This window comes from Chlamydia serpentis (assembly GCF_900239945.1).
GTDB classification, from domain to species: domain Bacteria; phylum Chlamydiota; class Chlamydiia; order Chlamydiales; family Chlamydiaceae; genus Chlamydia; species Chlamydia serpentis.
Window position 1 is genome coordinate 858,947 of sequence record NZ_LT993738.1, and the last position, 11,872, is coordinate 870,818.

Genomic DNA, 11,872 nt, shown 5'->3' on the forward strand with positions numbered 1-11,872 from the left:
AATATGGATGAAAATCGTAAAGTAATCGTTGTTGGCGGTGGATTGGCAGGGCTATCAGCAGCTATGCAGTTAGCGAACCTAGGGGTTATTGTAGAGCTCGTATCCTTAACTAAGGTGAAGCGGTCGCATTCTGTGTGTGCCCAAGGAGGTATCAACGCTGCATTAAATCTGAAGTCAGAAGAAAAGGACTCTCCTTATGTTCATGCTTACGATACGATTAAAGGTGGCGATTTTCTTGCCGATCAACCCCCTGTCTTAGAAATGTGTCTTGCAGCACCTCGAATTATTAAAATGCTAGATAATTTTGGTTGTCCTTTTAATCGTGGTCCCTCTGGAAACTTAGATGTTCGTAGATTTGGAGGGACATTATACCATCGTACCGTATTTTGTGGAGCTTCTACGGGACAGCAGCTTATGTACACCCTAGATGAGCAGGTACGTCGTAAAGAAAGTACCGGTAGAGTAATAAAAAGAGAAAATCATGAATTTGTGCGTTTAGTTAAAGATTGTTCTGGGCGTGCTTGTGGTATTATTTTAATGAATCTATTTAATAATCGCTTGGAGGTTTTACAAGGGGATGCTGTGATTATAGCTACAGGAGGTCCTGGAGTTATTTTTAAGATGTCGACAAATTCTACATTTTGTACAGGAGCTGCAAACGGTAGACTTTTTTTACAGGGGATGGCATATGCAAATCCAGAGTTTATACAAATTCATCCTACAGCAATTCCTGGAAGGGATAAGTTACGGTTAATCTCAGAGTCTGTACGTGGTGAGGGTGGTCGTGTCTGGGTACCTGGAGACTCTTCAAAAAAGATTTTATTTCCAGATGGTTCTGAGCGTCCTTGTGGAGAGACAGGAAGCCCATGGTATTTTTTAGAAGATATGTATCCTGCTTATGGCAATCTTGTTAGCCGTGATGTAGGTGCACGGGCTATTTTACGTGTATGTGAGGCTGGACTAGGGGTCGATGGACGTATGGAAGTCTATTTAGATGTGACTCATCTACCTGCCAAAACTCGTCATAAGTTGGAAGTTGTTTTAGATATCTATAAAAAATTCACAGGAGAAGACCCAAATACTGTGCCAATGAGAATTTTCCCTGCTGTGCATTATTCTATGGGTGGTGCTTGGGTAGATTGGCCTGCTGCTGATGATTCTGACAGAGACAGTCGGTTCCGTCAGATGACCAATATTCCTGGATGTTTTAATTGCGGAGAATCTGATTTCCAGTATCACGGAGCGAATCGCTTAGGAGCTAACTCTTTGCTTTCCTGTCTGTTTGCAGGTCTTGTTTCTGGGGATGAAGCAGTTCGTTTTATAGAGGCTTTTGGTGGATCACAGGCAACATCCAGCGATTTTGATCGTGCTTTACTTCAGGAAAAAGAAGAAAACTCACGTCTTTTATCTGTTTCGGGAAAAGAGAACATTTTTGCTTTGCATGAGGAAATTGCAAAAGTTATGGTGCGAAATGTTACAGTAAAACGAAATAATCAGGATCTAAAAGAAACTATAGACAAACTAAAAGAATTTCGTGAACGATTGAAGAATGTCTCTGTTCAAGATTCCTCCCCATTTGCGAATAAGTCATTTCACTTTGTGCGACAAATGGGCCCGATGTTAGAACTAGCATTAGCGATTACTAAGGGGGCTCTTCTACGTAATGAATTCCGGGGTTCTCATTATAAACCTGAGTTTCCTAATCGAGATGATGAACATTGGCTGAAGACTACAGTAGCATTGTATGCTCCTGAAGAACCTGAAATTTCCTATCTTCCTGTCGATACTCGGCACGTAGCTCCTACTCTTCGGGACTATACAAAATCTTCGGTAGGGAAAATTGAACTCACGAATGTTCCTGATAACATCCGTCTACCTATATAGAAAGAGAAAGATCATGGAGAATTTTGAGACCTTTATCTTAAAAATTTATAGAGGAATCCCAGGAAATCAATACTGGGAGAGCTTCGAGTTGACTCTGCACCCTGGGGAAAATGTAATTAGTGCGCTTATGGAAATTGAAAAGCGTCCGATAAATACGATGGGAAAGCAAGTTGATCCTGTGGTTTGGGAACAAGGATGTTTAGAAGAAGTCTGTGGATCGTGCTCTATTCTTGTCAATGGAGTGCCTCGTCAAGCATGCACAGCACTTATTCAAGAATATATTGATGCAACACAATCCCGTGAGATTACACTTGCTCCTCTTACAAAATTTCCTTTGATTCGGGATTTAATTGTTGATCGTTCTATTATGTTTGATAACTTACAAAGCATTCAGGGGTGGGTAGCTGCGGATATTGAAGGAGAGGCCTTTGGCCCAAAAGTGACTCAGGAACAGCAGGAGCTTCTTTATGTTTTATCGCAATGTATGACGTGTGGCTGTTGTACAGAAGCGTGTCCTCAAATTGACAATAAAAGTGATTTTATAGGTCCCGCAGCAATCTCTCAAGCTCGTTATTTTAATACTTATCCTGGTGATAAGCAATCTGAAAAAAGATGGCGAACTCTTATGGGTAAAGGAGGGATTGAGGGTTGTGGTCAAGCTCATAACTGTGTGCGGGTGTGTCCTAAAAAACTTCCTTTAACAGAGAGTATTTCTGCTATGGGGCGCGAGGTTTCAAAATTTTCTTTAAAAAATTTGCTTTCAGCTCTCTTTAAGAAGAAGAAATAACTTAAAAAAACTCTTTAGGTAAACGACTGCGGTAGCCTGGAGGTGGTGGCATACCATAGTCTATCGGATTTGCATAGAGAGTCCAAGATTTAGATATTAAAAAAAGTTCCTCGATATCATCCAAAGGCTGTCCCTGCAGACCTGCATAATTAAATTTCCAAAGATCTATTTCCTCTGTGCCGGGGTTTAGAATAAATCCAAAATAGATATAAGGCCAGTTGCTATCACCAAAAAGTAAAGGAGCTGGATAGGCAAGATTGTGGTGTCTCATTGCCGAGGCTAGCCGAAGATACATATCTTCTTCGGTATAGATCTTTTGGTAGCTCTCCATTAATAAACCTTTGTAAAGGTGTCTCAGTTTTGCTGAGGAAAGTAAGGTCATTTTAGGTACAGATTTCTCAATTAATGAACGGAATTTATCATAGGTAATTCTTGATGAAATTCCGAGATATGAAGAGATATTTTCTAAAACTTCAGGCAGTTGCTGTTCTGAAATGTAAGGAACCTCATTGACCATATGATGTAAAAAACGACGTATATATATTGGAGCCGCGTTCTTATATTTAGAAAATAAGGAGGTTAGAAAACGAGTTCCTTTATCATAGAGTTCAGGAAGAGTTAATGTATAATCAGAACAAAAATCATGAAAGTCATGTACAACATTTTCCAGAGCACATTTTTTACAAAAATTTTCTATAAAGGCATAAATACTTTGCTGAGATAAAATAGTCTTGAGAAGAAAATCTTGGTGTTGCTTTACCCACACATCGCGGAGCCAAGTATAACTATACCAATCGTTATCCCAGGCTTCTCTGAACAGGGGAGATCCTGCAATTATAGAAAAGACATGGGTTGGTGATGATGCAAGCAGAGAGTGGGAACTTTCTTCTAAGTAGTTTTTAATTCCCGTAGGTAGATCTTTAAGAGCGTCTGCAAAAAAAGCAGCTAATTCATGAGGATTTTCGGGATGCTTTTCTATAATAGTCAGAGGCTCGGCAGTTTCAAAATAATCAGCAAGAAGCGTATCAACTGTTCCCCCAGAAACATAGACCCAAGGGGTTTGCGATAGCTGATCTAAATTATGTAAAATAGATGGAGGCACAGGAAGTTTATAAGCTTCTAAGATTCTCGTAAGGACGGCTGCTTGAAAAGCATCTGTGTGTAGCATAGCAGTAATGTTATGAACTAGCCGAGAAGTCTCTTTCTCGAGACTTACAACAGCGTGTTTGCCCAAAAGATCAGACTCTGTAGAAGTGAAAAATTCTGAGAGAAAACTTATAAATTCATTGATAGAATAGATAGGAGACCATGTGTGCGGATGCGTCCGTCCATGAGTGAAAAGTATACGAAATCCTGCAGGAGTATCTGCATAGAGATGAGCAAACTCTTGAATAAAAGCATCGTAAGAACTACGAAAGTATAGCGGTATTTGTTTTGTATAAAAGGAAAGTAGAAAATCAGGAAGATGCAAGAACTTTTTTACTTTTTCTTGAGCGCTATCCCATTCATAAAGCGCTTTGTTGAGTTCTTGCCGAAAGCGCATGTGGTCCATACTCAAAATTTGGCTATCTTGATTATTTAAAGGATTGCGCATACGACTTTCAATATAGTCTAACTGGGCACGAGCTTCGTGATAGGTTTGTTCGCTCTGTTGTACTAAAAGCTGGATGTGTTTTATTTCTTCTTCAACAAAGTTTTGTATTAGAGCAAGAAGACTATGAGGATCTGTATTTTGCCAGCCCAAAGCAATGCGGATATGATCAGAGGTTGTAGACTTACTCGCATCAGCAAGAGTTGCTAAAGTATATTCCCAAGCTTTCAGTAAGGGATTTTGAGTGTCATGGATAAATGCAGACTTAGCTTCTTCATAAGCATTTAAGTAATGATAAACCCTTTGCATTTCTGAAAGTTCTCGGGGATGTTGTGTCGAGAATAGTATTTGTTCTTTACTATACAAGCCTTCTTTAAAGAAAGTCACTCGCACAGTGCTTTCATCAAGGTGATAGTAGTGTAGTAATGTTGATTTAATAATGTCATGTGCTGTTAGGATTTCATGGATATTTTGTAATTTTTGCATCAAGTATTCATGAGATAGAAGTTGCTGGATTTGTATTTGAGGATCACTAAGAGTGTTAATAAGATTCGCAGCTGTAAAGGCCTTTTGTAGCCCTGGAGATCCAGAAAGCTTCGCAAGGGGATCAGGATAAAGATCGAGAATTCTTAATGGTTTGAAAAGTTCTCCAATGCATCCTGATAGATTTATAGGAACAGTGATTTCTCTTGTACCTACAATTCTAGAGAGCTTTCCACTAGTAAGTAAGTCATTGATATCTTTAAGAAAACGTTCAGGATACTCTTGGTGAATAAGAATTGCAGGTGCTGTAGCAAAACAGGAACCTACATCTTGGCGAAGGTAGGTAAAGAGGGCTGTGAGTGCGGCTTGGCGCACGTGAATAGTAGAGAGCACTGTTTTAGGCTCTAAAGCTAATGTATGACGAATTAAACTTTGGATTGTAGTGTAAGAAGGAATAAACAGAGTCTTGATGCTATCCTTTAATTGCGGATCTTCTTTTAGTAATTTGAGCATCTTAAGAATATGTTCTCGAGATTTTGTTTCGTTATGTCTATGCGGTCCTAAGGGATAGGTGCATTTTGATAGGTGATGAATTGCTTCAACCAGCTTCACTGTGTCGATTTCACCATTTTCTGCTAGGATATAGTTAGCTATTTTACGAGCAGTGTTTAGGTTCTTGGCTGCTAAAGGAGATTGTAGCGCTGTAGTGCGGTATGCTTTAAACAACAGAGTATCTTCAGAACAGAGAGTTTCCTCAAGAGAACTTTGAGGCTGATTGGAGATTATAGAATCGAAAATAGCAATATCCAAACGAGACATAAAATATAGAAGATAATTTTGGAGGTATTAGTTTTCTGTACCACGAATAAGCGTTTCTGTCACTGATATCCTATGCTACTATTTTTCTTGGCTTGGATAGTAATTTTTAAATCGAAATAGCGATTATGAAAATGAAAGGATAGTCAAAGTGCCGTCTGCAGAGTGTTGCGTTTCATTGTTTAACATCATTGTTAAAGAATCAATCAGGTTATCTGTGTTTAGGGGATCTAAGGGATCTTTTAAGAGGGCTTCAATAGGAAGATGAGAAAAGTAATTGATAATATCTAGACTGCCAGTCACACAGATAAGACGATCACCAGGTTCTACAGTTTGCTTAGTTTCTAAAGGAAGGCGACTGAAAGATTCTCCTCGTTGTAAAAACATAGTAGGAGCTCCTTCCCCTAAAGAAAGAAGCTCCAAAGAGCTATCCTGTTCTAAATATTTAATGAAAGTCATAGCGACGGTAGCCTCATTTCCTTCTGTAGTTTTTGAGAAACTTTCAATAGTGTCTTTGCTGATTGTTAGTAATGAAGAATCTAAAGAAGCGTGGGCGAGAAAAAGACTTCGTGCTGATAAAGCATAAAGATATGAAGGAAGGCCAACATCACCAGCGAGACCTATACTTCCCAGAAGTATATGACCATTATCTCGGATTACCCAGCCATTAAAGTGGCCTGATAATAGCTTGCCACGGAGATGTCGTGAGCTGAAGGTAACTTTGTCAAATACAGGAAAATCAGGACTTAGAAGAGCATTTTGCAAAGAAGATAAAATCCCCAATTCTTTTTGTAATTTTTCTCCTGATTGGTAATCAATATCTGCTTTCTCGATAGAATTTAACAAAAGAAGGAGAGTACAGTTAAAAATGTTTCCTAGTTCGTTAAACTCATAACCATAAGGTTGAGGTTCAAAGCGTACATTATGATTTCCTCGCCATGCAGCTTCCATGCAAAAGGTGAGTTCTTGTAAGGGCCTATTCAGTCTTGTATTGATTTTAGAGATAATCCACCACATGAGTAGAAAGGCAAGTACATAAAATACGAAAATATTGAGAGGAACTTTCAATGTTGAATACACAAGATCAGAAATAGGAAGTAAAGATAGTGTGAACGTCCCTTGAATAGGAATTTTGTTTAGAATCAGCCCTATATAGCGTTTATTATTAATTATCATACTGACGAGGTTCTCTCCCTCAAGTATCGGGGGAGCTTTTTGAATCTCCACAGCAAAGGTACTTCTTGATTGGAGTTGAGGTAGACCAGGAAGATTTAGGGAAAATACTGAGGGAGTACCACAATTCTGAGCACAGAAGAGGACTTCGCCGTACTTGTTTATAAGGCAGATATTTCCTTTTGTAGTATGTAGGGATTGGAATAAGTCTTTCTGTAAAAAAGACATCGGGTAGAAGCTTACGAGAAGCCCCGAGCTAGTTGGAGAATCCCAAGATTCGATATCTTCAACAAGGATAAGATAATGTAGAAGTTGCTTACCTGGAATTGTCAAAAGAAAGGCCTTCCCTACAGCTGCAAATAGTTTTTTCTTGATTTCAGGATGTTGTTTTAGATAACGAATAAAAGGATCTCCAGGGCTTTTAGTCCTTATCGATCCGTCCAAAGGGTCTATAAGGCATAAAGAAAATTCTGTATCTGATAGTGCCATGATTTCATTGTATGCTTCATTATAAGGCTCTCCAGAACCATAGGCATACGCTTTTAAAGCTAGAGTGTTAGCAAGTCGGTTGAGAAAAAGCTTGTGGATACTCAATTTCTTTTCAAATTCGATACTTAAATTAGTGGCTTGGGTGTGGAGAACTTGTACCGCGTTTGCTTTAGCTGCAAAAAATGAGAAAAAGCCTACAACAATGAGATTGAGCAATAGAGGAATTGGGATTACTAAAAAGAAAAAGAATAAGACGCGTTTTGTAAAGGTTTGTTTCATGATTCTAATACCTTTAAAACTAATAAGGTGATGTCATCATGTTGATGTGAATTTCCTACAAAAGTTTTTACGCTTAACATCAAGTTTTGCATAGCATCAGCAGCACTCTTTCCTTTCAATGTCTGAATGCAGCTTTGTAATCGCTCATCACCGAACATCTCGTTGCTACTATTATGGGCCTCTGTAATGCCGTCAGAATATAGAATAAAGAGAGATCCTGGTTCTGGCTGGAATGACTTTGAGTTAATATGAGAAACTTCAGGAAGAAATCCTAAAGCCATACCAGGGTGAAATAGTAATGAAGTATCGCCATTAGGTTTGAGGTAACACGCGGGAGGGTGGCCACAAGAATAGTATTCCATGGTATTATGAGCTTGATGATAACAATACACACAGAGGGTTACGAACATTCCAGAGCTTTTTGTATTGTTATAAAATAAATAAGAAGTTTTTTGAATTGCTTCTTGTAGAGATGAGCAGGAAGAAAGAAATGTTCTTAGCATGTTTTTTAGAAATAATGAATATCCGCAAGCATTCACGCCTTTTCCTGAAGCATCAGCAACAATAAGAAATAAACGTGATGCCATGCCTTCTCCTATAACAAAAACGTCGAAAAAATCTCCGCCTACAGTGATAGCAGGGATATAAGCTTTTGCTAGTTCTATATGAGGGTAACTAGGAAGGGTGTTAGGCAGAAGGCGCTGTTGTGCCTGCTCGCCTAACAGAAGAGCGTTTTGGGCACTTTCTTTTATTGCGAAGTTAGCCTTAGCAAGATCTTGTTGTTTATGGAGATTAGCAACCATAGCATTGAATATATGGCCAAGTCTGTTGATTTCAAAGCCTAAAGAATCATCGGTGTAGGGGTGATTGATATGTTTCCGAGATTCTATCATAGCAGTGGCAAGCTTGCGGATAGGCAGAGAGAGACGTTTTGCTACAATAAAGGCAATAAAACTTCCTAGAAGAACACAAAAGAAATATGCAGTATACATTCTAGCTCTACGCCATAAAGGAGCGAAACTCTCTTCTTTTTTAGCATAAGAAAGGACTGCAATATCTATATTAGGCACATCTTCGATACAACCCCAAACCTCTTTATTTTTGATTTTAAATGAATAGAAATTTTTTCCAATTTCAAGAGGAGATAGGGTTAGAGAGCTTAACTCTAAATTTATAGGGCAGGGATCGTCATTAAGAAAGACTTGGCAGAACTCCTCTTTCGTTACATCGGGGTAGACTGTATGTAAATATAGAGCAGGATCTGAAGCTTTTAAGATCACTCCATGCTTTGAAAGAATAGCAGTTTTTACAGTCAAATAATCCTGTTTATTTATCAGAAGATCTTTGAGTAAGTTTTCTGCACTGAAAGTAGTATATAAAACTCCTTGTAATTCCTGCGTTTTTCTATCAAAGAGATTGGCTTGCATTACAGAAAAGATCTCGTGATTTTTAGCAGATTGTTTTAGAGCTGCTAAAAAAGAAGACCCTTCAGGAATGTCTATTTTATGATTATAATTTTCTCCTAGACATTCAGGAACGCTAGAAGCAACAACAATCTTATTTCCATTAGGGAATATCTTAACTAGAGAGATTTCATCATAGGTTCCTTGAAATACTTTTTTCATCTCATTGCTAAGAGGAACGTTTGGTGTGTCGGGGATGCCAGCGTCTAAATCTAAAACATCAGAAAACAGAGACAAAACATCAATATTTAAAGGCACGATTTGAGTTAGAGTATTGGCTTTAAAGGCAGCGTTTTCTCTTAGCGCATTAGAAATAGAAGTTACTGTAGAGCGGTATTGGTCTAGATTTAACCAGATAATATTGATCCCTAGAGGTGCAATAATAGCAATGGCGCAAGCCAACCACAAACGGAACCCTATTGTTTTAGTAAAAGGGATCATGGGTGTTACGGCGTTCTATTCTTAAGGCTTTTGTCCTTGAGAGGGAACGTCTTTCCTCTAGTGTTTTGTTTCTTGCTTAGTATAAAAAAATTTGCTTAAGGAGACATCTACTATTTCTTTTATTCTTTTTAGAGCTAAGGACACCAAGCATTTACAATATAGATCTTATTTTTATTTTGATTTTCTATTCGACAGAAATATTATTTTTTGCGTGCTTCAACTCAAGTTGATATTCCATTATCTAGAAAATTAATTTCATTAAGGCTTTTATTTTTTAATTGTAATACGTATGTATTAGTATTTTTAGAGATCTGTTTTGTATTCTGAAAACAAACAAGGAGTCTATCGTGAGCCTACATCGAGAATTATGGAAAAGTGTTTCACACAACCATCTTTGTCAATGGTTTGCTTGGACCTTAGTCTTAGTAGTTCTTAATTGTCAATCCTTCGCAAATGAACTGATAGATTTAAACATAAATACAGAACCAATTATAGAATATGTTTCAGGAGATGGTTCTATTGCTGTTGGCACACTTCGTAAAGTTGGATCGAATCCAGCACAATATCAGCCGTTTAAATATGACTTGTCTACTCAGACACTATCAATACTTAATGTAGAGGTGTCCAATGAAAGTGGTTATGCGTATGGCATATCATACGATGGCAATGTCATTGTAGGGACATGTAGGATAGGTGGTGCAGGGAAGTACAACGGTGCTAAATGGGCTGCTGACGGCACTCTAACACCACTAACTGGAATCACAGGAGGAACTCATACTGAAGCTCATGCAATTTCTAAAGACAAACAAGTTATAGTAGGCTTTTCCAATAATACATCTGGGGAATTTAAGGCTGTTGCGTGGAAAAATGGAGGAACCACACCTACACAATTGGCAGATCTTACAGAAGGCTCTAAGGCCTCTTATGCTTATGCGGTATCTGATGACGGTTCTATCATCGTCGGGACTATAAATAAAGCTACAGGTAAAAGCGTTGCTGTGAAATGGGAAAACAATATTGCCACCTCCCTAGGGACGTTAGGCGGTGATGCTTCTGTAGGACTCAGTATTTCTGGTGACGGAAAAGTGATTGTTGGCGCTGCTAATACAACGACTGTAATTGATGGAGTTCAAGAATCACATGCTTATATGTATAAAGATGGCCAAATGACAGATTTAGGGACTTTAGGAGGCCCAAATTCTACAGCAACGGGAGTGTCTAGTGATGGTGCTGTCATTATAGGAAGTGCGAGTACAGCAGAAAAACTGACACACGCTTTTCAGTACTATAATGGCGTCATGTTAGATTTAGGGACTTTAGGAGGCCCAAATTCTACAGCTAACGCAATATCTGCAGACGGTAAAGTTATCTTAGGAAGATCAACAATTGCTGACGGTAGTTGGCATGCATTTATGTGTTATACTGTTTTCTCATCAGGAGGACTTGTTGATCTTGACAATACCTATGAGGCTTTGAGAGGAAACCGTCATCAGCTTATTTCCTTATTTAATTTACAGAATATGATGTTACAGACGACATCGGATCATGAGTGTACAGAGTTTGGAAGGAATAACATAGCTTTTGGTGCTGGACTTTACGTGAATGCTTTACAAAAGATTCCTAGCAATTTAGCGGCACAATATGTCGGTATAGTATACAAAATCCGTCCAGAATATCGTTTAGGCCTATTTCTAGATCGTAATTTTAGTTCCCATGTTCCCAATAATTTTAATATGCATCATAATCGACTATGGATGGGAGCCTTTATTAGTTGGCGTGATTTTGATGCTTTAGGATGGAGTTTGAAAGCATCTTTTGGTTATGGTAAACAGAAAGCTACGATCACGAGAGAGAAATTGGAAAATACAGAAGCAGGTAGAGGAGAAAGTCATTTTGAAGGAGTCAAAGCTCAGTTAGAAGGACGTTATACTCAAGATTTGAACGGAGGAATCCAATTTCAACCCTTCCTAGGATTGCAATTTGTACAGATTAAAAGAGCAGAATATACTGAAAACAATGTTAATTTTTCTGTCCATTATGATCCTATAAAATATGCGGCAGGGGTAGCTTATCTAGGATTAGGATCTCACATAGCTTTCTTGCCACATTTAAATATAGACACACGTATGGGACTACAACAGAATTTAGCTTCTCACAGCGATAAATTTTCTGGATCTATAACTTCTGTTAGTAAGTTTGCTTTTGAAGAACTAGATATCACTAATACAAGAGCATTCGCGGCAATGCGTATAAACTGCGAACTACCTCATCTACAATCTATAAATCTTGCCTTGATGGTCACACAGCAACCTCTAAAAGGAGATATGGGTTTTTCTAGTGATCTCAGGTATTCGTTAGGATTTTAATAAAAAATATTTTACTTTGTTTTTGTAGTTTATATCATTAAAAGTTAAACATTTATTAATGTAAATATACCCTACAATGTCATATGAAAAGGATTCTTCG

At 38.2% G+C, this 11,872-nt stretch carries 6 protein-coding genes; 3 read left to right on the forward strand and 3 right to left on the reverse strand.

Annotated features, from left to right (window positions below; all coding sequences use genetic code 11):
• The first annotated feature begins 3 nt into the window (after positions 1 to 3).
• Both sdhA and sdhB read left to right on the forward strand, forming a co-directional pair.
• Positions 4 to 1,884, forward strand: coding sequence for a succinate dehydrogenase flavoprotein subunit (gene sdhA / locus C834KP_RS03785; protein ID WP_108896846.1), 1,881 nt, complete (start codon positions 4 to 6; stop codon positions 1,882 to 1,884).
• A gap of 13 nt (positions 1,885 to 1,897) precedes the next feature.
• Positions 1,898 to 2,671 (forward strand): succinate dehydrogenase iron-sulfur subunit, encoded by a 774-nt coding sequence (gene sdhB / locus C834KP_RS03790; RefSeq protein WP_162295477.1) that lies wholly within the window; start codon positions 1,898 to 1,900, stop codon positions 2,669 to 2,671.
• A 1-nt stretch (position 2,672) separates the two neighbouring features.
• Here sdhB and C834KP_RS03795 read toward each other — a convergent pair whose 3' ends face one another.
• The 3 genes from C834KP_RS03795 to C834KP_RS03805 form a co-directional block, all read right to left on the reverse strand.
• Complete coding sequence (locus C834KP_RS03795; protein WP_108896847.1) at positions 2,673 to 5,564, reverse strand: hypothetical protein; 2,892 nt, start codon at positions 5,562 to 5,564, stop codon at positions 2,673 to 2,675.
• A gap of 123 nt (positions 5,565 to 5,687) precedes the next feature.
• Positions 5,688 to 7,502 (reverse strand): PP2C family serine/threonine-protein phosphatase, encoded by a 1,815-nt coding sequence (locus C834KP_RS03800; RefSeq protein WP_108896848.1) that lies wholly within the window; start codon positions 7,500 to 7,502, stop codon positions 5,688 to 5,690.
• A complete protein-coding gene (locus C834KP_RS03805; RefSeq protein WP_108896849.1) occupies positions 7,499 to 9,406 on the reverse strand; it encodes a PP2C family protein-serine/threonine phosphatase in 1,908 nt (635 codons plus the stop codon). The genes C834KP_RS03800 and C834KP_RS03805 overlap by 4 nt, the downstream gene beginning before the upstream one ends.
• A gap of 347 nt (positions 9,407 to 9,753) precedes the next feature.
• On the opposite strand from C834KP_RS03805, the gene C834KP_RS05390 reads away from it, so the two are divergent.
• Positions 9,754 to 11,772, forward strand: a complete 2,019-nt coding sequence (locus C834KP_RS05390; RefSeq protein WP_157951047.1) for an autotransporter domain-containing protein — start codon at positions 9,754 to 9,756, stop codon at positions 11,770 to 11,772.
• Positions 11,773 to 11,872: the final 100 nt, after the last annotated feature.